The sequence below is a fragment of the Mailhella massiliensis genome (assembly GCF_900155525.1).
Classification (GTDB): Bacteria; Desulfobacterota; Desulfovibrionia; order Desulfovibrionales; family Desulfovibrionaceae; genus Mailhella; species Mailhella massiliensis.
The window spans coordinates 587,815-613,077 of record NZ_LT706952.1 but is presented as its reverse complement, the minus strand read 5'-3'; the positions used below and the strand labels follow the sequence as shown (position 1 = coordinate 613,077).

17 protein-coding genes are annotated in these 25,263 nt (G+C 62.6%); 4 read left to right on the top strand and 13 right to left on the bottom strand.

The genetic code is table 11. From position 1 onward, the window contains the following. Positions 1-100: 100 nt before the first annotated feature. Complete coding sequence (locus CZ345_RS12970; protein ID WP_077073522.1) at positions 101-1,570, bottom strand: carbon starvation CstA family protein; 1,470 nt, start codon at positions 1,568-1,570, stop codon at positions 101-103. A 577-nt stretch (positions 1,571-2,147) separates the two neighbouring features. Here CZ345_RS12970 and CZ345_RS12965 point away from each other — a divergent pair. Beyond that, positions 2,148-2,561, top strand: a complete 414-nt coding sequence (locus CZ345_RS12965; RefSeq protein ID WP_144277357.1) for a DsrE family protein — start codon at positions 2,148-2,150, stop codon at positions 2,559-2,561. A 391-nt stretch (positions 2,562-2,952) separates the two neighbouring features. On the opposite strand, the gene metG is transcribed toward CZ345_RS12965, so the two are convergent. From metG to CZ345_RS12905, 12 genes are all read right to left on the bottom strand, one after another. Beyond that, on the bottom strand, positions 2,953-4,908 hold the full coding sequence (gene metG / locus CZ345_RS12955; protein ID WP_077073519.1) for a methionine--tRNA ligase: 1,956 nt from the start codon (positions 4,906-4,908) through the stop codon (positions 2,953-2,955). 12 nt (positions 4,909-4,920) lie between these two features. Continuing rightward, complete coding sequence (locus tag CZ345_RS12950; RefSeq protein WP_077073518.1) at positions 4,921-6,120, bottom strand: PSP1 domain-containing protein; 1,200 nt, start codon at positions 6,118-6,120, stop codon at positions 4,921-4,923. 413 nt (positions 6,121-6,533) lie between these two features. Then, entirely contained in the window at positions 6,534-8,009 is a 1,476-nt protein-coding gene (locus tag CZ345_RS12945; protein ID WP_077073517.1) for a DUF4139 domain-containing protein, read from the bottom strand. Then, on the bottom strand, positions 8,006-10,930 hold the full coding sequence (gene uvrA, locus CZ345_RS12940) for an excinuclease ABC subunit UvrA (RefSeq protein WP_077073516.1): 2,925 nt from the start codon (positions 10,928-10,930) through the stop codon (positions 8,006-8,008). Before uvrA ends, CZ345_RS12945 begins: the two co-directional genes overlap by 4 nt. A gap of 45 nt (positions 10,931-10,975) precedes the next feature. Further along, a complete protein-coding gene (locus CZ345_RS12935) occupies positions 10,976-11,377 on the bottom strand; it encodes a DnaJ family domain-containing protein (RefSeq protein WP_077073515.1) in 402 nt (133 codons plus the stop codon). A gap of 136 nt (positions 11,378-11,513) precedes the next feature. Then, a complete protein-coding gene (locus CZ345_RS12930) occupies positions 11,514-13,103 on the bottom strand; it encodes a sigma-54-dependent Fis family transcriptional regulator (RefSeq protein WP_077073514.1) in 1,590 nt (529 codons plus the stop codon). A gap of 104 nt (positions 13,104-13,207) precedes the next feature. Next, positions 13,208-14,434, bottom strand: coding sequence for an LL-diaminopimelate aminotransferase (locus CZ345_RS12925; protein ID WP_077074102.1), 1,227 nt, complete (start codon positions 14,432-14,434; stop codon positions 13,208-13,210). 42 nt (positions 14,435-14,476) lie between these two features. Further along, the gene (locus CZ345_RS16340; protein WP_083717441.1) at positions 14,477-14,779 is read right to left on the bottom strand and encodes a 4Fe-4S dicluster domain-containing protein; all 303 of its coding nucleotides are present in this window, start codon (positions 14,777-14,779) and stop codon (positions 14,477-14,479) included. Between the two features lie 46 nt (positions 14,780-14,825). Next, positions 14,826-16,904: an FAD-dependent oxidoreductase gene (locus CZ345_RS12920; protein WP_083717439.1), complete on the bottom strand. Its 2,079-nt coding sequence runs from the start codon at positions 16,902-16,904 to the stop codon at positions 14,826-14,828. Between the two features lie 65 nt (positions 16,905-16,969). Beyond that, positions 16,970-18,601 carry a glutamate synthase-related protein gene (locus CZ345_RS12915; protein WP_077073513.1) on the bottom strand — a complete coding sequence of 544 codons (1,632 nt, stop codon included), beginning with the start codon at positions 18,599-18,601 and terminating at the stop codon, positions 16,970-16,972. Further along, positions 18,589-19,695: a class II glutamine amidotransferase domain-containing protein gene (locus CZ345_RS12910; protein ID WP_077073512.1), complete on the bottom strand. Its 1,107-nt coding sequence runs from the start codon at positions 19,693-19,695 to the stop codon at positions 18,589-18,591. The genes CZ345_RS12915 and CZ345_RS12910 overlap by 13 nt, the downstream gene beginning before the upstream one ends. Before the next feature lie 167 nt (positions 19,696-19,862). Continuing rightward, on the bottom strand, positions 19,863-21,977 hold the full coding sequence (locus CZ345_RS12905) for a glutamine synthetase III family protein (protein WP_077073511.1): 2,115 nt from the start codon (positions 21,975-21,977) through the stop codon (positions 19,863-19,865). Between the two features lie 770 nt (positions 21,978-22,747). Here CZ345_RS12905 and CZ345_RS12900 point away from each other — a divergent pair. The 3 genes from CZ345_RS12900 to CZ345_RS12890 all read left to right on the top strand — a co-directional run bounded on the left by CZ345_RS12900 (position 22,748) and on the right by CZ345_RS12890 (position 24,878). After that, positions 22,748-23,074: a hypothetical protein gene (locus tag CZ345_RS12900; RefSeq protein WP_077073510.1), complete on the top strand. Its 327-nt coding sequence runs from the start codon at positions 22,748-22,750 to the stop codon at positions 23,072-23,074. Between the two features lie 74 nt (positions 23,075-23,148). Further along, positions 23,149-23,871, top strand: coding sequence for a GntR family transcriptional regulator (locus tag CZ345_RS12895; protein WP_077074101.1), 723 nt, complete (start codon positions 23,149-23,151; stop codon positions 23,869-23,871). A gap of 32 nt (positions 23,872-23,903) precedes the next feature. Next, positions 23,904-24,878 carry a Bug family tripartite tricarboxylate transporter substrate binding protein gene (locus tag CZ345_RS12890; protein ID WP_077073509.1) on the top strand — a complete coding sequence of 325 codons (975 nt, stop codon included), beginning with the start codon at positions 23,904-23,906 and terminating at the stop codon, positions 24,876-24,878. Positions 24,879-25,263: the final 385 nt, after the last annotated feature.

Below are 25,263 nucleotides of genomic sequence, written 5' to 3'. Positions count from 1 at the left end.
CATGTTTATTAAGGATACATGTTGTTTATGGAAGGCGCAAAAAAAGACCCCTCCAGGGAGGGGTCTTGAGGGCGGGGATGGGAACGGCTGTCCCGCCCTGTTATCCGGCGACGTGAGCGCCTACGCCTTCACGACGTTCGGATCTGCAGAAATGCAGGAAGAGAGCAAGGCAGGCAAGGGAAACCACGATGCCCGTGAGGGTGGACACTTCCATGGACAGGCCGAGACCTATGGGCGCGTAGCAGATGTAGGCCGTGCACACCGTGGTCATGAATACGGCCGGAACGGTGGTGATCCAGTGCAGGCGGCCGTGGCGGGCAAGCCACACGGAGAAGGCCCACAGGCTCACGCAGGACATGGTCTGGTTGGCCCAGCCGAAGTAGCGCCAGATGATGGGGAAGTCGAGCAGGGTGAGCGCCACGCCGCCCGCAAACAGGGGCAGAGCGGTGAGCACGCGCTTCGTCACGCTTTTCTGGTCGATGTGGAAGTGATCGGCCAGCATGGCGCGTGCGGCACGGAAGGCCGTGTCGCCGGTGCTTATGGGCAGCAGCACCACGCCGAGGATGGCGAAGATGCCGCCCACCGGTCCGAGCAGCGTGAGGGCGATTTCCTGCACCGCCAGGGTGGGAGCGCCCTTGGGGCCCATGGCCGCGGAAAGAGCGGCGGAATCGGGGTAGAAGGACAGGGCGAGCGTGGCCCAGATGAGTCCGAGAAGGCCCTCGGTGATCATGGCGCCGTAGAAGACGCGGCGACCCATCTTTTCATTGGTCATGCAGCGGGCGCGCAGGGGAGACTGCGTGGCATGGAAGCCGCTGATGGCGCCGCAGGCGATGGTGATGAACAGAAGCGGCCAGACCGGAACATCGGCGGGGTGCACGTTGGTGAAGAAGTCCGTATTCGGCAGGATTTCATAGCCCTGCGCAAAGAGCGCGATGATGAGCCCGAAAGCCATGAAGATGAGCAGCACGCCCACGATGGGGTAGAAGCGGCTGACGATACGGTCGAAAGGAATGATGGTGGCTACGAAGTAATAGGCGAAAATGAGCACGCTCCAGGCCAGCGTGGGCGCGGAGGGGAACAGATTCGTAAGGAAATGGGGGAAGAGGCTGGCAAGCAGCGCGGCCGGAGCCAGCACGAAGGTGGCCCCCACCATGATCATGAAGAGAATGGTGAAGCATTCCATGAACACACGCATGCCCCGGCCGAGGTTGCGGCCTATGATCTCGGGGTAGCTTATGCCGTCTTCACGGATGGAAATCATACCGGCGACGTAGTCGTGCACCGCACCGGCAAAAATGGAGCCGAGCACCACCCACAGCAGGGCCACGGGGCCGTAGAGAGCACCGAGAATGGTGCCCAGCACGGGGCCGAGCCCGGCGATGTTGATCATCTGGCTCATATAGAGCTTCCAGAGGGGCATGGGTTCGAAGTCCACGCCGTCCCTTCTGGTCATGACGGGAGTTTCGCGGGAGCCGTCAGCTCCGAAAACACGTTCAACAAAAGCGCCGTACAGCGCATAGCCGGCTACGAGCAGCGCGCAGCAGCCGAAGAAATAAAGGGTGCCAAACATAACAGATCCGGCCTGAGCCGGCCCTCCATGCCCTCTCCATAAGGGCGTTTTTCGCGATCGGGCGGGTGAAGAATACCCCTTCCGGGGCGGCGGGCTCCCGCTTTGCGGGGCCGCTTCTACCTGAGAGCGGAACGCCGGAGAACAACCCTTCCCTCAATGTTGCTGCCGCGCGGCGGGAAGTCGGCATGTTCTTTGCGTGCGGCGTGTCTTCGCCCTCGTGTCCGTGCGAGTGGAGTTTTCATCTGCTCCGCTCTTATCCCGTTGCCTGAGGAACCGCAATTCCTTGTCACGGGGTAGGGAATGCACGTTGCTCCCGAGCAAGGGGATTTGTCAAGTCTGAATTTTGATACATTTTTGTATTAAAGCGTGCCGTTATGAGGAACAGGCCCCGGCACGAAAGCCTGCGGAGGGCTTTTTCCGCAGAGCGGGGACCCGAAAAAAGGAATTGACAGAAGAAGACAGTAATGAGATTCTTTTCACATGCGCCCTTCGTTCTGGAGGGTCGGTGTTCCGCTTTTCGACGGCGCTGGAAGCGCACGCGCAGGAGCGGACATATCCCGGGTTCAAGGAGAATATCATGAAATACGATCTGGTCATCCATGTAAACGCCAATAACGCCGAAATCTTCAAGCTGGCCTTCAGCCAGGCTGCCAACTACAAGAAGGAAGCCATGCTCAAGCGGCACAAGATTTCCGCCGTGGATATCGCCGCCAAGGCCGGTTTCACGGCCCTGAGCGAGGTGGAGACCTTCAAGCTCATCATGGTGGTCAACGGGCCTGCCGTGCAGCAGCTCGTCAAGGAAAATACCGAACTTCTGGCCAAGGCTCAGGAAGCCGTGGCCAACGGCCTGAAAATCCATGTGGGCCAGTGCGCCATGGATTCCTATAAGCTGGACAAGAGCATGATCTGGTCGTTTGTGGAAGTGGTTCCTTCTGCAACGCTGGATCTGGTGCAGCTTCAGAATTCGGGATTCGCCTACATGAAGGTGTAATCTGAAGCATGAGCGTTACGGGCGGAGGGCCGCGGCCTTCCGCCTTTTTTATCAGGCGGCCTTTTCTTTCCGCACGGCGGAAGGAAGAGGCTTTTTTCTTCTTTTTTCCAGAATACTCCCGGACAGAAAAAACGACGGAAAGGCGCTCAGGCGAAAATGAGGGCTTTCCCTGATAAAAGGGAAGGGAAAGGAGAAAAACGGGGCGGAGAAGGCGTTTTCGGCGGTTGTACGGCCCTTTCTGCCGCAGAAGGGCATACGGAGAGGGCATAACGCGCATCTGCCGCAAAAAGCGGTGTGGGCGGGGTACGGCGCAAACGCCGCCGGAGATGCAGGAGAAAAAAGCGCCGCCTCCGAAGAAGCGGCGCTTTTTTCATGCCCGTGCGGCCTTATCCTACGCGATGGAGGCTCCGGCGGGAGCCTCGGCCGAGAGCAGCGCGAGTTTGCCTTCAAATTCGGCGGTGAGAATCATGCCCTGGGATTCCACGCCGCGCAGCTTGCGGGGCGGGAGATTGGCCACCACCACGACACGGCTTCCCACCAGGTCTTCCGGCTTGAAGTGGGCGGCGATGCCGGAAACGATCTGCCGGGGCTTTTCTTCGCCGAGGTCCACCTCGAAGCAGAGCAGCTTGTCCGCATTGGGGTGCTGCTTTGCGGAAAGGATGTGACCCACGCGCAGATCGAGCTTCTGGAAGTCCGCGAATTCAATGGGAGCCTTGGCTTCTTCCGCAGGTTTGGCAGGGGCTTCCCTGGGAGCGGTCTTCTTTTCCTTCTTTGGCTTGGCGGGCGCTTCTTCCTTTTCCATTTCCAGGCGGGGGAAGAGGTTGGAGGAAGCGGCGATTTCCATGCCGGTACGCAGGTGCATGCGGTAGCGCAAAACATCGTTCAGAGCGTCTTCGGAAAGGGGCGGCTGCGGACGGCCGAGCTGGGCCTGCATGGCGGCGGAAGCGCCGGGCATGACGGGCCAGAGCAGATAGGCCACCTTGTACATGTTTTCCAGAAGCGTGCGGATGACGGTGCCGAGGCGTTCGGTTTCGCCGTTCTTGGCCAGCGTCCAGGGGGCCTGTTCGTCCACATACTTGTTCATGGCGCGGATGGGCGTCCAGAGCGCGTCGAGCGCCTGGGAGAAGCGCAGTTCCCCGAAGAGCTGCACATAGTTTGCCGCGCCGTTGTCCGTGGCTTCGGAAAGCACGTCGTCGGCCTCCAGCTGTTCGCCGAGGGCCGGAATCCTGCCGCCGAAGTATTTGGCGTTCATGGAAAGCACGCGGCTGAACAGGTTGCCGAGGTCGTTGGCGAGGTCGGCATTGACGCGGGTGATGATGGCTTCCGGGGAGTAGGAGGCGTCGGAACCGAAGTTCATCTCACGCAGCAGGAAATAGCGGAAGGCATCCAGTCCGAAGTGCTCGGCGGCCTTGAGCGGGTCCACCACGTTGCCCAGAGACTTGGACATCTTGGTGTCCTTCACCAGCCAGTAGCCGTGCACGTTGAGGTGCCTGTAGAGCGGAAGACCGGCGGCCATGAGCATGGTGGGCCAGAAGATGCCGTGGGGCTTCAGAATATCCTTGGCCACCAGATGTTCGCCGGGCCAGAAGGTCTTGTACGCGCCGGATTCGTCGTTTTCGTTTTCAGGCCAGCCGAGGGCCGTGATGTAGTTGGCCAAAGCGTCGAACCACACATAGCTCACATAGTCCTTGTCGAAGGGCAGTTCGATACCCCAGGTGAGGCGGGACTTGGGGCGGGAGATGCACAGATCTTCCAGCACGCCGCCTTCCAGCATGGCGAGGGCTTCGTTGCGGTAGCGTTCGGGGCGGATGAAGTCGGGGTGATCGAGAATGTACTGCCTGAGCGCGTCCTGATACTTGGACATCTTGAAGAAGTAGTTCTTCTCGCTGATGAATTCCGGCTTGGTCTGATGCTGGGGGCAGAGGCCGTTTTCCAGTTCCTTTTCCGTATAGAAGCGTTCGCAGCCGTAGCAGTAGTGGCCGCCGTATTCGCCGAAGTAGATGTCGCCCTTGTCGTAAAGGCGCTGCAGCAGCACCTGCACGGCCTTCTTGTGCGCGGGATCGGTGGTACGGATGAAGCCGTCGTTCTCAATACCGAGCTTGGGCCACAGGTTGCGGAACACGCTGGAAATGTCGTCCACGAAGGCCTGGGGCGACACGCCCGCGGCGGTGGCGGCCTTCACGATCTTGTCGCCGTGCTCGTCGGTGCCGGTCTGCATCCGGGCGTTTTCCCCGAGCATACGGTGAAAGCGCTTGAGCGTGTCGGCCACGATGGTGGAATACGCGTGCCCGAGGTGGGGACGCGCATTGACATAGTAAATGGGCGTGGTGATGTAGTAGCTTTTCACAAGAACTCCTGTTTACCTGGCGTCGGCGTCCTGCTCGGGAGCAACTTCGGGAGCGGGGCGCTCCTTCTGTTCGCGCGCGGGCCGGGGGCGGCCTTTTCTTTCGTGGTTTTCCTGATGGTGATGCGGGCGTTTGCGGCGGTGCGTCGCTTCCTCGGAATTCATCATGCTGGGTTCGTGGGAAGGGGCCGGAGCGGGGCTGTCCACGACCTCAAGGTCGGCGAGGTCGTCGTCCAGCGTGTCCGGCGCGGTGGAGAACACCATCATGCCGGGGGCGGGCTGGCTTTTCTGTTCCTTGCCGGCGGGGGAGGATGGGCCTTCGCTGCGGCTGGGCTTGAGCGCCTGCCAGTCTTCGAGACTCATTTCCGTTTCCTGGCCGCCGTCGGGCAGCACCACCACGGAATTGCGGAACATGTTGCTGCGCAGCACGCGCATGGGGCCTTCCGTGGTCTGGTAGCGCTTGCCGAGCCTCGGACAGCTGCGGTGGAAGGCGTCGTAATTTTCCTGTTCGTAGCTCAGGCAGCACAGCAGGCGGCCGCAGATGCCGGAAATTTTCGCAGGATTGAGAAAGAGGTTCTGCTCCTTGGCCATTTTGATGGTCACGGGCGCAAACTTGTGCAGGTAGCGGCGGCAGCAGCACACCATGCCGCAGTTGCCGAGCGCGCCGAGCATCTGCGTTTCGTGGCGCACGCCTATCTGCCTGAGCTCGATGCGCGTGCGGTACTGGCGCACCAGATCCTTCACCAGATCGCGGAAGTCGATGCGCGTGGGCGCGGTGAAGAAGAAGACCATCTTGCTGCGGTCGAAGAGAATCTCCACGTCCACAAGCTTCATGTCGAGCCTGCGCTCCGCAATGCAGCGGCGGCAGAACTGATAGGCCTCCCGGGAAAGCAGGGCGTTGTCCTGCGCGGCGAGCTTTTCCTCTTCGGTGGCGCGGCGGGCCGAGGGCATGGGCGTCTGTGCGTTCTCTTCTCCGCCTTCTTCCGTCTCCGTGTTGCCGTTCATGTTCTGCACGGCGGCGTTGGCGGCCTTGAGCGCCTGTTCCAGTTCTTCCTGCCAGGGCCTCTGCCAGACCACCTGGCCGCAGTTCAGGCCGCGCTCCGTCATGACCATGGCGCTTTCGCCCACGGTGAGGGGAGCGTCGCCTTCGGCGTCGTACAGGCAGGCAAGCACCTGACCGTAGCGGCTGAATCGTATGCCTATCGTTTGCTTCATAAATTCGAGGGGGAGTTAAAGAGGTTTCCGTCCGCGGACGGCACGGCCGCCGTCGGGTGCATCCGCCCGAAAGGGCCTTGTGAGCGCCCGCTGCCCGCCGGGGGAATGCGGAACGACAGGCATCGGCACGGCCGATGCGTCAACGCCGCTTCCCCGGAAAGGGATATCCCCGACCCTACGCATGGCGATGAAAAAGGCGGCGTCGCCCGCAGGGAATATCCTTTGGAAGATATCCCCCCCGTAAAACTCTTGTCAATGCCCAAGGCCGCCCGCCGGGCCGCTCCGGCGCAAAGAAAGGGCCCGTACGGAGCGCGCTTCCGGCACGGGGCGGAGGCGCACTGTCGTCGGGCCCTTCACAAGGCTCCGGGGAAGCATCCGCTCCGGGGCGACGCGCGCCGTGCGGAAACGGATGCTCAGTTCCTTTCGTTGCCGGCGGAGGCTTTGTCGTCGGGTTCCGTCACGGTCACTTCGTACACGATGCCGGCGCTCTTTTTTGCCGGGACCTCGAGGTTCCAGAAACGGAGCGCTCCGTCTTCCCCTGCCTTCGCTTCCGGTTCCGCCGTGAAGGCGACCTTCGTGGACGCGTCGCGCACGATGGGCGATGCCGCCTCCACGCGCACGGTCACGGATCTGTCGTGCCCGTTGCGGATGTCCACGCTCTTTTTCCACCGCCGGACGATCATGCCCTCGTCCGTTGCAGGAGCCGCGGAAACGGGGAGATTCCGTTCCGAGGCGCTCACAAGCTGATCCACGCCGAAGAAAAGCTCCTTCCGTCCCGGTTCGAGGCTGAAGACGCCGCGTGCGTTTTCCACGCCGTCCACGAGGAACAGGGCCTGCCCTGCGGGCAGTACCGGTATGACGTCGTCCCTGATTTCGGCCGCAATCCATGCCTTTTCCTCCAGCGCCGGGCGGGCGAGGCGGAAGAAGGAGGCGGAAAACTCGTGGGAGGATACGGGCCGCGTGAGGCTCCCTTCGGCGGGCACGTCCACCTTGCCGAGATTCCACAATGTTCCGGCGGCGTATTCCTGCACGGGCGCGGCATCGGCAACGGCCTTGGCCGCCATGAGGTTGGCCGAGCGCATGACGGGCAGCGTATCTTTGATGATCCAGTCGGGCAGCGCCGGGGGGCTGACCCTGCCGGACGTATCGGCGCCGGAAAGAGTGACGTTCACGCCTTTCCAGTCCGCGCCGCTTGTCTGGCGCAGCACGGCGTCCATAAGCACACGGGCCTTCTGATCCTTTTCTCCGGCCAGCACGCGGTAGCGGGGCTGCCAGGAGGCTCCGGCCAGAAAATAGGTCCAGCGTACCGTCACCGGTTCTTCGCCTTCGAGAACAAGAACGCATTCCTGCACGGCGTCGTTGTGCCTGCCGAGGCTCTCCATGCGCGATTCCAGTACCCGCAGGCGCCGTTCCAGCTCTCTCTGGCGGGAATCGAGCGCAACGTCCCGGTCGGCGATGGCGGCAAGGCGCTCCTGCGTTTCCTTCGCCTGCCTGTGCAGTTCCTTCTTGTTCTTTCCTTCAACAGTGACGGGCGGCTCGGCCCAGAAAAGGCGTTCAAAGGAGATATTTTCGCGTTCGGCCGCCACGCGGGCAAGGCCGCTTTGCACTTCGTCCCGTTCCTTCTGCAGCTTTTTCATGGCAGGGGAGGGCGTGTTCCGGATCCTCATGCGCGATTCCTGCACCGTGCCTGCGGAAAGGGAGACGGAAAGGCTTTCCGCATCCGCTCCGGCGGGCAGAGAAAGGATGATGCGGCCCTGTCCGGGCCGGAAGACTTCCTCTTCCGTCACCATGGCTCCCTGCGGGTACATCGTGACGGAAACGGGCTTCGCCTGACTTTGAAGGGGCAGGGCAAGGGAGATAAGAGCGAGGAGGGAAAGGGCCTTTTTCATGCGTCGTCCTCCCTGAGCGCGCGGTTCAGAAATTCGCGGCGTCTGTTGTGTTCCTCCACCAGGAAGGTTCCCGTCACGGAGGCGGGATTCTTCATGATTTCCTCGGGCGTGCCGGATGCGATGATGGTGCCGCCGTTTTCGCCGCCGCCGGGGCCGAGGTCCAGAATATGGTCGGCCGCCATGATGACGTCGGTATTGTGTTCGATGACCACCACCGTGGCTCCGCGTTCCACCAGGCGGTGCAGCACGCTGATGAGCTTGCCCACCTCGTGCATGTGCAGGCCCGTGGTGGGTTCGTCGAGAATGTAGAGCGTGCGCGGCAGGGATTTTTTGCCGAGCTCGCGCGAGATTTTGATGCGCTGCGCCTCGCCGCCGGAAAGAGTGGTGGCCGCCTGACCGAGGCGTATGTAGCCGAGGCCCACGTCTTCCAGCACTCCGAGCCTGCGTTCCAGAGCGGGATAGCTGGAGAAGAAGTCCCGCGCTTCGTGCACGGTGAGGTCGAGCACTTCGGAGATGTTCAGATCCTTGTAGCGCACTTCCAGCGTTTCGCGGTTGAAGCGGCGGCCCTTGCACACGTCGCAGGTGACGAAGATGTCGGGCAGAAAGTGCATTTCCACGCGGATCTGCCCGTCGCCCTTGCAGGTTTCGCACCTGCCGCCCGGCACGTTGAAGCTGAAGCGGCTGGCGGTGTAGCCGCGCTTTCTTGCGTCCGGCGTCATGGCGAAGATCTTGCGGATGTCGTCGAACACCTTGGTGTAGGTGGCGGGGTTGGAACGGGGCGTGCGGCCGATGGGCGTCTGGTCGATGGATACGATGCGTTCTATCTGTTCAAGACCCTCCACGCCCTTCATGGGGCCGGGCTGTTCGGTACGCAGGCCGCAGTGCCGCGCCACGCGGCGGTAGAGCGTGTCGATGACGAGGGAGCTTTTGCCCGAACCGGAAACGCCGGTGACGCAGGTGAGCGCGCCCAGGGGAATGGCGCAGTCGATGTTCTTGAGGTTGTTGGTGGTCACGCCGCGCAGGGTGAGGAACTTGTCGGAGCGGCGGCGCGTTTCCGGCACGGGAATGGAAAGATCGCCGCGCAGGTAGCGCGCGGTGAGGGAATCGGAATGGCGGATGAGTTCCTTCACCGTGCCCGCGAACACGAGTTCCCCGCCCTGAGAGCCGGAACCCGGGCCCATTTCCAGCACGGTATCCGCCTCGCAGATGGTGGCTTCGTCGTGTTCCACCACAAGTACGGTGTTGCCGCGCCTCTGGAGACTGCGCAGGGTGCGGATGAGCCTTTCGTTGTCGCGCGGGTGCAGGCCTATGGAAGGTTCGTCCAGCACATAGGTCACGCCCACGAGGCCGGAACCGAGCTGCGAGGCAAGGCGTATGCGCTGGGCCTCGCCGCCGGAGAGCGTGGCCATGGAACGGCCGAGGGTGAGGTATTCCAGCCCCACGTTGACCATGAAGCCGAGACGGAAGGAAAGTTCCTTGATGAGCGGCTCGGCAATAAGGGCGTGGCGGCCCGTGAAGGAAAGCCCCTTCACCCAGGCAAGGGCGCGCTCGATGGAAAGGTTGCAGAAGTCCTCGATGGTGAGGCCGTTCACTTTGACGGAAAGCGCTTCCTTCCTGAGCCTTGTGCCGTGGCAGGTGGGGCATTCCACTTCGTAGCTGTAGCGGCTCAGAATGTCGCTCCAGGCGTCGCCCCGCTTCATGCGCTGTTCCAGAAGATACATGACGCCCGGCCAGTGGGAGGTGGAGAGGCTTTCCCCCGCATCGTCGCGGTTCAGGCTCGTGCCGCCCATGAAGTTGCGGCGCAGGCTTCCCGTGCGGGTGATGCCGCCCGCCTCGCCGTTGAAGAGCGCCTTTCTTGCCTTGGCGGAGAAGTCCTTGAGGGGCGTATCCATGGTGAAGCCCTGCCGTTCGCCGAGAGCTTCCAGCGCCTTGCCTGTCTTGGCCATGAAATAGGGGCTGGAGAAGGGGGCGAGGGCTCCTTTTTTGAGCGAGAGCGTTTCGTCGGGAGCGATGAGGGATTCGTCGAAGGCCACCACCGTGCCTATGCCGAGGCACTGGGGGCACGCGCCCTGAGGGCTGTTGAAGGAGAAAAGCTGCGGCGAGGGCACGGGCGCGCTCACATGGCAGGCGGGGCATACCGATTCGGTGGAATGCACGATGTCGGGCTTGCCCGGCACGCTCACGATGACTCTTCCCTTGCCGTGGCGCAGGGCCAGCTCCACGGAGTCGGCAAGGCGGGTGCGCATGTCGTCCTTGATGACGAGCCTGTCCACCACAAGGTCGATGCTGTGCTTTTTGTTCTTGTCCAGAGCGGGAACTTCGTCGAGATTGTATATTGCGGCCTCTTCTCCCAGCGTGGCCACGCGCACGCGCACGAAGCCCTCGGCCCGCAGCTTCTTGAAGCGGTCGGCATGGGTTCCCTTCTGAAGTTCCACCAGGGGAGCCATGAGCATGATGCGTTCGCCCTCGGGCATGGCCATGATGTCCGCAATGATTTCGTCGGAGGCGCGTGCCTCGATGGGCGCGCCGCAGTGCGGGCAGTACACCTTGCCGAGGCGGGCGAAGAACACGCGCAGAAAGTCGTACACTTCCGTCACCGTGCCCACGGTGGAACGGGGGTTGTGCGCCGTGGTCTGCTGCTCCAGCGATATGGCGGGGGAAAGCCCCTCTATCTTGTCCACCAGCGGCTTGTCCATCTTGGGCAGGAACATACGCGCGTAGGTGGAGAGCGATTCCACATAGCGGCGCTGGCCTTCGGCGTACACGATGTCGAAGGCCAGGGTGGACTTGCCGGAGCCGGAAGGCCCGCACACCACCACGAGCTGGTCGCGCGGAATGTCCACGTTCACGTTTTTAAGATTATGCTGACGGGCGCCCTCGATATGGATGCAGGGGCCCGCATGTTTTTCGGGCAGATTCATGTTGTTCCTTGTTGCTTGCGCGGCGACTCAGCGCCGGAAAGAGACTCAGCGCCGTCCGTTTCTGATAAGCGTGATGCGGCGCACCACTTTTTCATAATAAGGATCATTCTCAGTTATGGCAACGGAACGGGAACGGCGGCTTTTCATGCGCATGAGGATGACGTCGAGCTTCTGCATCTGACGCAGTTTTTCCGCGCCGTCCTCACAGTGTTCGAGAAGGTCGAGTATGGTGTTTATTTCCTTGCGGTCGGCAAGTTCGGGCGGCAGATAGCCCGCGTTCTTCAGCACCTTGTAGGCCATGCGCAGTTCCTGGGGAACGGCGGAATCGTCTTCCAGGTCAAGGGGCCGCCCCTCGCCGGGAAGATGGTCGAACGCGCCTTCCTTCTGCGCCTCCTGAATGCGACGCTCCGCCCGGTTCGCCAGAAAATGCAGGAAATTTTCCGCCATGGCCCACCCCCTTGCAACGCCTTCACCTATATCCTCAGCCGCTGGCTTTTTCAATGCGGACCGACGGCCGGGGCGGGCGTGAAAAAGCGGCGGGCCCGGGAAAGGCTCCGCCGCGGAGAGTGAGGGAGAGGAAATGTCAGCGCGCAAGAAAGCGCCGGTAGTCGATGCCGTATTTCTTCATTTTGTAATAGAAGATGCGGTAGGTGATGTCGATGTCGCGCGCGGCCTGATGAATGTTGCCGCCGGAACGGGCGAGGGCCTCTTCCAGCCGGGTTTTCTCAAGCAGGCCCACTTCCTCGTGAAAGCCGAGGGGCGCGGCGTGCGGACTTCCGGCAATGAGTTCCGCCTCCCCGGAGCGCAGTTCCCGGGGCAGGTGGCAGGGGTGCACGGTATCGCCTTCGCAGAGAAGCACCGCGCGTTCCATGACGTTCTGCAGTTCGCGCACGTTGCCCGGCCAGCGCCATGCGGTGAGCGCGTCCGCCGCCTGGGGGGAAAGGCTCTGCGCTTCCCGGCCGTGCCTGCGGGCGAAAAGGTGCAGAAAGTGTTCCGCAAGGGGCAGAATGTCGTCTTTGCGTTCCCGCAGGGGCGGCAGAAAAAGGGGAAAGACGTTGATGCGGTAATAGAGGTCTTCGCGGAAAAGGCCCTGTTCCACCAGTTTTTCCAGAGGCTGATGCGTGGCGCAGATAAGGCGGACGTCCACCTTCACGGCCTTTTCACTGCCGAGTCTGGTGATTTCTCCTTCCTGTATGGCGCGCAGCACCTTGGCCTGCGCGGGCAGGGAAAGGTCGCCTATTTCGTCCAGAAAGAGCGTGCCCGAAGAGGCCTGTTCGAACACCCCGCGCCGCGCCTGCTGCGCCCCGGTGAAGGCCCCCTTCTGCCAGCCGAAGAGTTCGCCCTCCACAAGGTCGGCGGGCAGGGCCGCGCAGTTGAGCTTGACGAAGGGCCCCGCAGATCGGGAACTGCACTGATGGATGGCCGAGGCCATGAGTTCCTTGCCCGAACCCGATTCCCCGCGCAGCAGCACGGTGGTGCCGCTCGGCGCCACCTGCGCCACATGGTGCAGCACATGATTCATGCTCTGGGAACTCACCACGATGGAGGGCATGTTCCGAAGCTCGGAAGGCAGGGGGGCGTCGTCCTGCCGGGTGTAGTGCCCGCTTTCGCGCAGCATGTCTTCCTGCAGGCAGGCTACCTGATGCCCCAGCAGCGCGGCCACGATTTCCAGAAAGCGGCAGCGCAGCGCAAGTTCGGAGGCTTTTGCCCGGGGGGTGTCGGCGCTCAGCGTGCCCACGACGACGGGCCTGGCCCCGCCGCCTTCGGCCGGGCGTTCGCGGGAGATGACGGGTACGCACAGAAAGGCCAGGGAACGCAGCTCCTCGTCACTGCGTTCAAAAAGGCGGTTCTGAAAGTCGGGGTGGTCCTTCATGCATTCCACGATGATGGGTTTGCCGGAGGAAAAGACCTGCCCGGTGATGCCCCTGCCCGGGGCATAGGTAAGGTGAGGCACGCAGGTCTTTCCCTCGGCCATGGAAAGGTGGAGTCTGCCGTTTTCCGGGTGCTGCACCACGATGTGCGCCCGGGTGAAGGGCATATCTCGGGAAATGGCGGCAAGCACGCGGGAAAGGGCCTCCCTGAAGGGCAGACCCGGTTCGAGAGTGCCGACGACGTGGTACAGACCCTCGAGAAAGGGCTCCGGCGAAGAAAGGGAAAAATCGTGCTCGGACATGGGGTATTTTTCCGCAGGATGGGGCCGCGGCGGATTCGGGCCGCCGCGGCCGGGGAGGCGGAAGGGCTTCTTCCGGGGGCGCAGGAAGCTCTTCCGCTGGAGCTCTACAGGGCCTTTTCCAGCCTTTCGAGCGCCTTGACAGTGTTCTCGGGAGAGTTGAAGGCCGTAAAGCGCGCGTAGCCTTCGCCGCTTGCGCCGAAGCCCACGCCCGGGGTGCAGACCACGGCGGCCTTCTCCAGCATGAGATCGAAGAAGCTCCAGGAAGGCATGTTTTCCGGCGTCTGCAGCCAGACATAGGGGGAATGCACGCCGCCGAAGGCGGAAAGCCCCATGCGGCGGAAGGCGTCGAGCATGAGATCGGCGTTCTTCCGGTACACGGAAAGGGCGGCGTCGAGCTGCTGCCGCGTTTCCGGCAGGAACACGGCTTCCGCCGCGCGCTGCACGATGTAGGGGCAGCCGTTGTACTTGGTGCACTGGCGGCGCAGCCACATGTCGTGCAGCTTCAGCGTGCGGCCGTCCGCCGTGCGTGCGGAGATTTTTTCCGGCACCACGGCATAGCCGCAGCGCAGCCCGGTGAAGCCCGCCGTCTTGGAAAGGCTGCGGAATTCCACGGCCACCTCGTCCGCGCCGGGGATTTCGTAGATGCTGTGGGGCAGGGAATCGTCGCGGAGGAAGGATTCATAGGCCGCGTCGAAGAGGATGAGGCATTCCTGCTGCCTTGCGTAGTTCACCCATGAGGTGAGCGATTCCCGGTCGAGCACGGTGCCTGTGGGGTTGTTGGGGCTGCACAGGTAGATGACGTCGGGCCGCGTTTCGGGAAGTTCGGGCTGAAAGCCGTTGGCCCGGGTGCAGGGCAGGTAAACGAGGCGGCTCCAGCGGCCGTTCCGGAACGTGCCCGCACGGCCGGACATGGCGTTGGAATCCTCATACACGGGGTAGACCGGATCGGTGAGGGCCACGACGGCATCTTCGCCGAAGAGTTCCTGAAAGTTGCCGATGTCGCTTTTTGCGCCGTCGCTGATGAAGATTTCCTCTGCGCTCACATTCACGCCGCGCGGCAGAAAATCATGCCTGAGTATGGCCTCGCGCAGGAAGGCGTAGCCCTGTTCCGGGCCGTAGCCGCGGAAGGTTTCGGGCCGGGCCATTTCGTCCACGGCCTTGTGCAGCGCGCTGATGACGGCCGGAGCCAGAGGCTGCGACACGTCGCCGATGCCGAGACTGATGACTTCCGTTTCCGGGCGGCGGGCCTTGAATGCGGAAACCCTGCGCGCCACTTCGCTGAACAGATAATTGCCGGAAAGGCCCGCGTAGGCGTTGTTGATGCTTTTCATGGAAGCTCCGAACATGTTCTCCGGCCGTACCGGAGGAAAGAGTTATGCGACCACGCGCCCTGCGGGGAAGTACATGGGGTCGTTGTTTTTCATGGTCCACACGCCGCAGGGGCATACGCCCGCGCAGATGCCGCAGCCTATGCAGCGCGCCGGGTCGGAAACATAGGCGAAGCCGCCGTCCGTCTCCGTGCGGGAAACGGCTCCTTCGGGGCAGGAATTCAGGCACATGCGGCAGTCGCGGCAGGTGCCGCAGCTGATGCAGCGGGCATCGTCGGCGGCGGGGGCGGGCAGGTCGGCCACGCGTACGCGGCTGAAGTATTCCAGGCTGAGTCTGGCGGAGGCCACGGGTCTTGCCGCTTCCTTTCTGGGCTCACGGCCTTCCAACTGGTTCTTATACACATCTAGATGTGAATAAGAGAGAGGCCTTTGGCCGGGCGTTCGGGGGCGAGGACGGGGGCGGACAGGCAGGCCAGGGAAAGCAAGTCACCGACACTCCGCTAGTTGTGTATAAGAGACGGCCGGAGCCTATGGCCGCGGCAAGCAGGCCGGGCCGCAGTACGTCGCCCGCGGCGAAGACGCCGGGCAGGACGCTTCCGTCCTCTCCGGGAACGAGCCAGTGTTCCCGGAAGGTGGGCGCGCCTTCGGGCAGGAAGGAGATATCCGGTTCCTCGCCCACGGCCACGATGACCATGTCGCCGGCAATGAGGCGGCCCGTGTCGTCCACCACACCTTTTTCCGTGACGGCCTGCGTCCTGAAGGGCCATACCAGCGTGCCGCCGAGGGATTCGATATGGGCGATTTCCCCGTCGAAGGCCGCGGGCTTCTGCACGTCGATGCAGGTCACATGTCCGGCGCCTTCCGCATAGGCTCCGGCCGCCACGTCCATGCCCGCGTTGCCGCAGCCGATGACGATGACGTTTTTGCCCGTGGCGGGGTGTTCGCCCCTGTTCACGGCCTTCAGGTAGTCGATGCCGGGCACGACGCGTTCCTTCCCGGCCCAGGGGAATACGCGGGCCTTCGTGCCGCCCACGGCCACGATGACGGCGTCGTTTTCCCGGCGCAGAGCTTCAAATTTTTTTCCGTCCACGGGGCAGGAGGTCACGAAGGTTACGCCCAGGGACGCGATGCGGGCGATTTCCGCTTCCAGCACGGCGTGGTCGAGCCTTTCTCTGGGAATGACCTGCTCCATCTTGCCGCCGATGACGCGGTCGGCCTCGTACACCGTGACGCTGTGCCCCCTGCGGGCAAGCTGCCATGCCGCGGAAAGCCCGGCCGCGCCGGAACCGATGACGGCAACCTTCTTTCCGCTTGCCGCGGCGGGGGCATCCGCGCGAAGGGCGGCGGATTCCCTGCCGAGAGCGCCTATCTGCACGGGCAGGTCGATGCGCTTGCCGCGCGTGCAGGCCTCCATGCAGGGGTTAGGGCACACATGGCCGCATACGGAACCGGGGAAGGGGGAATAGTCGAGCACCAGGCGCAGGGCCTCTTCGGTGCGTCCTTCACGCAGCAGATTGAAGCGCCTGTGCGTGGGAATGAGCGCGGGGCAGGCGTATTCGCAGGGAGAGGCCGTGGCCGCATTGTCCCACGAGGGGACGCGCAGGCGGAAATCGCCGCGCATCACCAGACTGTTCACATGAAAATCGTCGCCCACCACGTCGCTGAAAATGCCGCCCTTCACCCACTTTTCTTTGCGGTACTCGGTCATGGAAAGCCTGCGGTGAGCATGCTCGCCCTTCTGCAGGGGGAGGAGCTTCTTCCATTCGCTCCAGTTCGTGAGGCGTTCCTTCACGTCCGAGCGTTCCACGGCGTGGAGAAAGTCGTCCATGCCGCCGGAAAGAAAGGCGATGTCTTCCTCGTTCAGGTCATGCACGGCCACGTCGTCTTCGGCGAAGGAACCGGGGTTGCCCCGGAAGTAGACCACGCCGCCCACCATGCCCACGCAGGCCCTTTCGCCGAGGACGGAGGGAAGGTGTTCCGAGTCGAGCCCGCATACCACCATTCTGCCGCCGCCCATGAATTCGCAGGGGAAGGAACCCGTGCTCTTGAGAATCCACATTTCCGGTTCGGGGTAGAGCGGGTCGTGCTTCATGAGCGAACCGGAGCGCGTGCCCGCCCGGCCGCCGATGTAGATGATGCCCGAGGCGGCGCAGTGCCCGGCAGTGTCGCCGGCGTCGCCCTTGATGGTGATGCGGGCGCCGGAGTTGAGCCAGCCCACATCGGCCGGGGCCGGGCCTTCCACCATGATGTCGGTATGGTCGAGGCCCATGCAGCCCACCCTCTGGCCGGGGTTGGTCACAAAAAAGCGCAGGGTGCGGCCTTCTGCGTTCCACAGGGGGCCGCCGATGTCGTGCTGACCGGAAGCATGGATATGAAATTCCGTTTCGCCCCGGGCCACTGCTTCGGATATGGCGAGCAGCAGGCTCTGCGTGGACATGCGTTCGTGCTGAGTGAGGGTATCTATGCAAAACATGGAATTGCCTTTGTGGGATGAGGTTCCGGACTTTTGTCCGGGAGCGCCGGGGCGCTCCCGGAGAATCAGCAGGCGTAGGCTATGCCGAGCTTGTCGGCCACGGCGCGATCCGTGGCTACGAGAGCGTCGGAGCGGCCCACGGGCAGGGAGCTGTTGCCTATGGGAGCCATGAGTTTTCGCATTTCGCTGTCGAAGGCCAGAACGTAGTCCACAATGGCCTGCGCCCCTCTGTCCACATCGAGCCGCGCCACGAGGCGCGGGTCCTGCGAACAGATGCCGTTGGGGCACAGGCCCGTGGAACAGTTGTTGCAGCGGCCCGTTTCGTTACCCACGCAGCCCAGAAGCTGAATGAGCATCTTGCCGATGAACACGCCGTTGGCGCCGAGGCATATCATCTTGAAGGCGTCGGCCGCGGCGTTGCCGGTAAGGCCCACGCCGCCGCCCGCCCACAGGGGAATCTGGCCCTGAAGGCCCTGCCCCACGGCGGCGAGGTAGCAGTCGCGCAGCTTGGAAACCACGGGGTGGCCGGTATGGTCGAGGGAAACCTCGTTGGCCGCGCCGGTGCCGCCCTGTATGCCGTCGATGAAGAAGCCCCCGCAGATGCGGTACGGGTCGCGCAGAAGATTGTTGTACACGGAAACCGAGGTGGCCGAGGCTGCGCACTTGATGGCCACGGGTACGCGGAAGCCGAAGGCCGCGTTGAGGGAAAGGTGCATCTTCTGCACCGATTCCTCGATGGAATACAGGCCCTGATGGTTGGGCGGGGAATGCAGGGTGGACTTCGGTACGCCGCGTATGGCCTGAATGTGCGGGGCCACCTTGGAGGCGGGCAGAAGGCCGCCGTCGCCGGGCTTGGCGCCCTGGCCTATCTTGATGAGCACGCCCGCCGGGTCGACCTTCATGCGGGGAAGGGCCTTGACGATGCGGTCCCAGCCGAAATGACCGGAGGCGATCTGTATGATGAAGTACCTGAGCTTGTCCGACTCCATGAGCTTCACGGGCATGCCGCCCTCGCCGGAGCTCATGCGTACGGGAAGCCCGCATTCCTCGTTGAGGTAGGAGGCGGCCAGGGCGATGGCCTCCCAGGCGCGGGTGGAGAGCGCGCCGATGGACATGTCGCTGAAGATGAGAGGATAAATCCAGTTCACCGGCGGGGTGCGGTCGGTTCTTACGAGCTTTCCGTCCTTCACTTCCAGAGGCATGGAGCCTGTGGGCAGCACGCGGCCCAGGGGGGCGCGCATGTCGAAGGTATGGCGTTCCGAGTCGAGCGCGGGGTCGGTCATCTGGCTGATGCGTCCCACCACCACGGCATCGAGCGTGCGCTGCGTGTTCAGGTTGGTGCGCCCGCCGCGGCGGATGGGACCCTGCGCGCGGCCGATGAGCGGGAAGCGCTGGTCGGCGTTGCGTTCGGGGTGAATGGCCCCGTTGGGGCATACCTTGGCGCAGAAGCCGCAGCCCACGCACAGGTGGGCAAGGTCGGCCTTCTGGCGGATGACGGGCCGGGTGAAGTGCTTTCTGGCCGGTTCGGGCCAGGGCTTTTCGGAAACGGTGATGTCGCAGCGCAGCATGACCGCTTCAATGGCGTTCTGCGAGCACTGGGCCACGCAGCTGCCGCACATGGTGCAGCGGGAAGGATCGTGCCGGATGACCCAGCGCAGATCGCCGGTACAGATGTCGAGAGCGTTTACTGCCTGCATACGCGCACCTTGAGGTCGTTGTCGATGATGATGGTTTCCCGTTCGCCGGGGTAAAGATCGAGGGAAGCGTTGCGTTCCGGCATGACGGCGTTCAGGCCGCATACTTCGGAGGAAACGGCGATCATGCCGTTTGTGCGTCCCACCACCACGGGGCGGAGCTTCTTGGAATCGCAGCAGCAGATCATGCGGTTGTCGGGAAGCATGCCGATGACGGCGTTGGGGCCGTTGATTTCCAGGTGGGCCAGAGTCTGGCGGATGAGGCGCAGCACGTCCGCATCTTCTCTTTTGTCGATTTCCGCAAAGGGCAGGGGGGTGATGACGTGCTTGAAGTATTCCAGCGGCCATTTGAGCTCGTGCAGCACATAGTGCAGGCTGTAGAGCAGGCACTGGGAATCGGATTCGAAGCCGGTGTAGCCCCGGTGCAGGGATTTCTGAAATTCCTTGTTCTTGGTGTAGAAGGTGTTTTCACCGTTGACGCATACGGTGTAGCCCTGAAGGAAGAAGGGGTGGGCGGCGTAGCGCACGATGTCGTAGTTGGTGTTCTGGCGGCACTGGGTGACGATGTTGCGGGCGAGCAGGGGGCAGGAGTCGTCCCAGAGGCGGAAGTAGGCGGCGATGTCGCGCGGGTCGCCTATTTCCTTGAGGGTGAGCACGTCAGGCCAGAAGGAATAGACGAAGCCGTCGTTTCTTTCTTCCAGCATGGAGCGCAGGGCGAGGCGCGTATCGAGCAGAAGGGCGGCCTTTTCCTCTTCGCTGCTGTAGCGGTAATAGGAAGGGTAGTCGTATACGCGGAAGATGTAGCGCTCCATGGGGCGTATGTTCAGGCCGGGCCTTGCGTCGTACTTGGGCGTCCAGCTGAAGAGCAGGGTGAAGTGATGCTCAGCCATGTAGTCGTCCACGGCGCGCATGCCTTCGCGCGTGCATGCGGCGGAAAGAAGGGGCTTGTCCTTCCATTCGCCGAACACCCCGGCCATGTCCTGCATGACCATGGCGTAACCGGAGTTGTCGTGTCCCTCCTGCTGGGGCAGCATGAGGGTGAGAGCCGTACCCGGCCCCACGGGGGTGATGCTTTTAATCGACCCTATTCTGCACATGGTGTATAGTCCTTGAAGGTTTCGCTTTCAGGTTCTTCCCGAAAGGGGCTTCGTCCCGCCCTGCCGGAACGATAACGGCCCGCGATGCGTATTTGTACCGCTCCCTGCGTGGGAGAGGGGCGAACCGGCGTGCGGCCCGCCCCCTCATGTTCCGGGGAGGGAATGTATCAATGCGTCCACATGAGCTCGGCGTAGCCGGGCATGGGGTAATCGGACGCGGACATGACGGATTCCAGCTTGTCGGCCAGGGCACGGCATGCGTTCATGGCCGGGAGCACCTCGTCGCGGGCGAAGCGGGCGCATTCTGCGGCGCCTTCCGCGGCGGCCAGAGCCATGCGCTTTTCGTCGAGCACGCGCAGGGCCAGCATGAGATCGCCGGTGAGGGAACAGAACATCTCGAGGTAGGAACCTTCCGCTTCGGGCACGCCGCCCGTAGCAGCGCGGGTGCGGTTCACCATTTCGGCGGCGGAGCTCTGCGCCTTCATGGCCGCGGGAAGAATGAGGGTGCGGCCGATGCGGCTTGCGGCGGCGGCTTCTATGCCTACGGTCTTGGCATAGTTCTCAAGCAGGATTTCCTGGCGGGAGAGGCATTCCTTTTCGGAGAGAATGCCCTGGCGGGAGAAGGTCTCGAGAACGTCGGCGTCGCTGTAGTGTTCAAGCGCTTCCACGGTGTTCGCATAGTTGGGCAGGCCGCGTCTTGCCGCTTCGAGGGGCCATTCGTCGGTGTAGCCGTTGCCGTTGAACACGATGGGCGCATGTTCGGTGAAGAGGTCGGTGAGCAGTTCCTGTACGGCGAGGTTGAGTTCCTTGCCCGAGGCCGTTTCCGCTTCCAGGCGGTCGGCAATGTCTTCAAGGGCGCAGGCCACGGCTGCGTTGATGGCGATGTTGGCCGGAGCGATGGACTGCGCGGAACCCACGGCCCGGAATTCGAACTTGTTGCCCGTGAAGGCGAAGGGACTCGTGCGGTTGCGGTCGGAATAGTCGCGGGGCAGGGGGGGCAGCACGTCCACGCCGATGTTCAGGGTGGGGCGCGCCTTGCGCGTGCAGGAACCGTTGCCCGTGAAGGAGTTCACCACTTCCGCGAGCTGATCGCCGAGGTACACGGAAATGATGGCGGGCGGGGCTTCGTTGGCGCCGAGGCGGTGATCGTTGCCCGCGCTCACGGTGCCGAGGCGCAGCACGGCGGCATGTTTGTGTACGGCGCGGAGCACGGCGGCGAGAAACACCAGAAACTGCGCGTTGTCCTGCGGGGTGTCGCCGGGCTTGAGCAGGTTGTTGCCTTCGGAATCGGCAAGAGACCAGTTGTTGTGCTTGCCCGAACCGTTCACGCCTTCAAAGGGCTTTTCGTGCAGCAGGCACATGAAGCCGTGGCGGGGCGCGATGTGGCGCATGAGGTTCATGACCAGCATGTTGTGGTCGGTGGCGATGTTCACCTGTTCATACATGGGCGCGAGTTCGAACTGCGCGGGGGCCACTTCGTTGTGTCTCGTCTGTGCCGGAATGCCCAGACGGTACAGCGTCTGTTCCAGATCTTCCATGAAGGCCAGCACACGGGCGGGAATGGCGCCGAAGTAGTGGTCCTCCATTTCCTGGCCCTTGGGCGTGGTGGCGCCGTACAGGGTGCGGCCGGTCATGATGAGGTCGGGCCTTTTCGCGGCAAGGGCCTTGTCCACAAGGAAGTATTCCTGTTCCGGGCCGGCCTGAGCCGTGACGTAGCGGGCCCTGTCGTTGCCGAACAGGCGCAGAATACGCAGAGCCTGACGCGACACGGCGGAAACGGAACGCAGGAGCGGTACCTTTCTGTCCAGCGCTTCGCCGGTGTAGGAATAGAACATGGTGGGAATGTGCAGGGTGCGGCCGATGAGAAAAACCGGGGAGGTGGGGTCCCACGCGGTGTAGCCCCTGGCTTCGAAGGTGGAACGCAGCCCGCCGGAGGGGAAGCTCGAGGCGTCCGGTTCACCGGAAAGCAGGGTCTTTCCCGAGAAGGAGGAAATCATCCTGCCGTCCACGCACTGGAGGAAGGCGTCGTGCTTTTCCGCGGTGAGGCCGGTCAGCGGGTGGAACCAGTGGGTGTAGTGCGTGGCGCCGCGGGCCACGGCCCAGTCCTTCATGGCATTGGCCACGGTTCCGGCAATGGCCGGATCGAGGCGGGTGCCGTTCAGCACCGTCTGTTCGAGGTTGGCGTACACGTCGTGGGGCAGATGCTGACGCATGGTGTCCAGTGTGAAGACGTCGCAGCCGAAATATTCTTCGTCATGCCTTGTCTCGGCGGGATTTGACATGTTTGTAACTCCTTTTGGAAGGGTCGCTTGCTTTTTCTGCCCGAGATAATAGCAAGAAGCGTGCCAAAGAAGAGTGGATTGTTATAATATATGGAAATTATAGGAATAAAAAATTTCCAAAAGGAAGGCTCGGAACAAAAGCGTTATCGTTTTCTACATAAAGGTAGAAAATAGGAGCGAGATTTTATGTACAAAAATGTTATATCCGAGTCGGGGCCATGCCATTAATGCTGCAGAATCAGCATGTTGCCGCAAAAAAAATAAAAATCTACCAAAATGTGGATTTTCCTCCGGCGAAGTTGCAGGCCCGGACGGGAGAAAAGAGGGCTTTTTTGGGGGGAGGCCGTTACCGGCGCAGAGCGGAACAGGCGGTGGGAATGCTGCCGCGGGGGAATGGGGGCAGCTCTCATGCCCTTGCGGAGGGCGGAACAGCGATTTTTTAGGGCAGAGAAGGCTTGCGGTACGTCATGGTGCCGAATATGGGCATTTTCTACATAAAGGTAGAAAATAGGAGGGCGCGGCACGCCGGACGCACGTTTTTGTCGTGCCCCGGTACATGGCCCGGAACAGAAGCGTAAGACCGTCCCTTGCCGGAGGGTCGCGGACCGCTTTCCGGGAGGGGGGCGAAGCTTCCGCCATGGTGCACGGCATTCGGCCTTTTCCGGCAAGGTTTTTACGGCGGAAATGGCCGGAATATCTGCGGGGAGGGGCTTCTTGAAGGGGCGGAATTTTTCCCCTATGATTCACACTGAACCATTCGGAGGTGAAGCATGAACATCCGTTGTCCGCAATGCGGAAGCTCCCGCGTGTTTAAAGATGACCGTTACCGCACGCTGGGTACGGCCGCCGGGGCCGCAGGCGGCGCAGCCGCCGGGCTTTCCGGCGTGGGCGTGGGAGCCGCGGCAGGCGCGGCCATAGGCTCCGTGGTGCCGGTGATAGGTTCCGTCATCGGGGCGCTCACCGGAGGGCTTCTCGGCGCGGTGACGGGCGGCGTTTCCGGCGCGGCCCTGGGCCACAAGGCGGGCCATGCCATGGACAACAGGCACGGCAGGCACCTCTACCGCTGCCGCAACTGCGGCAGGCTTTTCGCGGCATAAGTTTCAGGGCGGAAACAGGAAAGACATTGACAAGCGATGCCTTCACGCATAAAAACATAGAGGTCAGACGTCTGATGAGTAAAAAATCACCTTTGGCCCGCACGGTGGGAGAAGAACTTCTGAAGATCATGCGAGCGCTTCCCGAAGGCGCGCGCAGACTTCCCTCGGAAGAGGAACTGTGCGGTATGCTGGAAGTGAGCAGGGCGACGCTTCGGGAAGCGTTGAGCCTGCTCGACCGCGCCGGTTTCATCACCAAGCGGCACGGAGTGGGGAACATCGTCAACCCCAGCGTTCTCAGCGCCCCCATGCGTTTCGACGCGGAAGTCAATCTGCGCCGCATGCTGGAGAGCGGAGGCGGCAGGGCGGATACGATACGCCTTGCGCCGTGGCCGGAGCGGGAGGATATGTTCGGCGAAGCCGTATCCGCCCGGGTGACGACGCCGCGCCCCTGGATAGTTCAGCGCTCGGAGCATACGCTGAACGATGCCCCCGTCGTGCTCACCTTCAACATCTTTCCCGGAACGGGAAGGCTGCTGGATGAGGCGCAGGTTCAGGGGCTTTCCTACGGGGAGCTTGTCGGCGCGGTAACGGGGGAGGAGCTTTCACATACGGTCACTGCCTTTCATGCCTGCCCGGCATGGAGGGAAACGGTCGCCTTCTTCGGCATGAAGGAGGGGGAAGCCATGGTGTACTGGCATCAGCGCAGCTTCGGCCTGAAGGATGACCTGCTCTGTGAAAGCCTTGTGTTTTTCAATCCCGGACTGGTGACGCTTCATTCCTTCAACCGGTGGGAGTAGCCGGGGAGCGGGGCGTCATGCAAGGAGTGGATATGCTGAAGCGATGGATGGTATCTCTGGCCGTCGCGGCGAGTATGTTCCTGCCCGCCTTTTCCGGCGTGGCGGCGGAAACGTACCCCAAAGGCCCGGTAACGGTGTGGCATCCTTTCGAGCCTACGCCCTACGATGCCCTGAGCAAGGTGTACAACGACCAGATGGAAAAGATTCTGGGCGTGCCCTTCCTCTTTGAATACGGCATGATGGGCAAGGCGGCGAAAGTCGTGCTCGATACCGCGCCCGACGGTTCCAACGTTTTTTTCGCAGCCATGGGTCCCATGGTGCTCAAGCCCAACATGACGGCCCCGGTGTATGAACCCGGTGATTTCCGCTGCGTGGCCCGCGCCACGCTCCTGCCCATTCTCTTCGTGGCGCACAAGGAGGCGCCGTTCAAGACCTTCCGCGAGTTCGAAGCCTATGCCAGGGCCAACCCCGGCAAGGCGAGCATCGGCCTCACCAATGCCCCGAGCTCCCTCCAGGTGGGTATGACGCACTTCATCCGCGACCTCGCCAAGCTGGACGTGAAGCTTGTGGATCAGCCCGAGGGGCCCATCCGCGGCACCATCGACTGCCTCATCGGCTATACGGATGCGCTCATCAGCCATCCGCCGGACATCATGCGCTACATCAAGAGCGGCCACCTCATTCCGCTGGCCACCTTCAATGCCGAAAGGCTCGCCATGCTGCCCGATGTGCCCACGCTCCGCGAACTCGGCTATGACTTCGATCAGACGAGCTGGCGGCTTCTGGTGGTGAACAAGGATACTCCCGACGCCGTGGTGAAGATCCTCACCGAGGCCACGAAGAAGGCCATGGAAAGCCCCGAGATGAAGAAGTCTGCAGAAGAGAACTACGAGATTCTCGCCTACCTTCCCCCGGAAGAGGCGGACGCCTTCCTTCAGAAGGAGTTTGACTACTACAGGGATCTGGCTCTCTCCATGGGCCTGCATTATTCCCAGAAGAAAAAGTAGGTTCCGTCCCTCACGGTTATGGTAAACCGGCTCCGCCTCCCCGGCATCTGCGGCGCGAAAGCGTCCTGATCCGGGGAGGCTTTTTGCGTTCCGCGTACAGGCTGCGTACGGCAGGTTCCCGCAGGAAAAGAGACGCGCATGTCACGGCAAAGCGCGCCGGATGGGCAGCCGCTCGGCAAGCGCTTTGCTGACCGGGAGAACATGCCCATGCCATGCGGCGTTCGGCCGCCTTTGCGAAAGAGCGTGCAGGTTCGGTGCCCGCCCGGGGCGGAAGACACCTCATGCGGCGTTTAGAGCGTGCTGCCTTAAAAGGTGACACGCGGCGCAGCGCCGCCCGGCCCGGAGTGAGCGGAAAAACCGCGTTTTTTTCGTGAAACGACAGGCC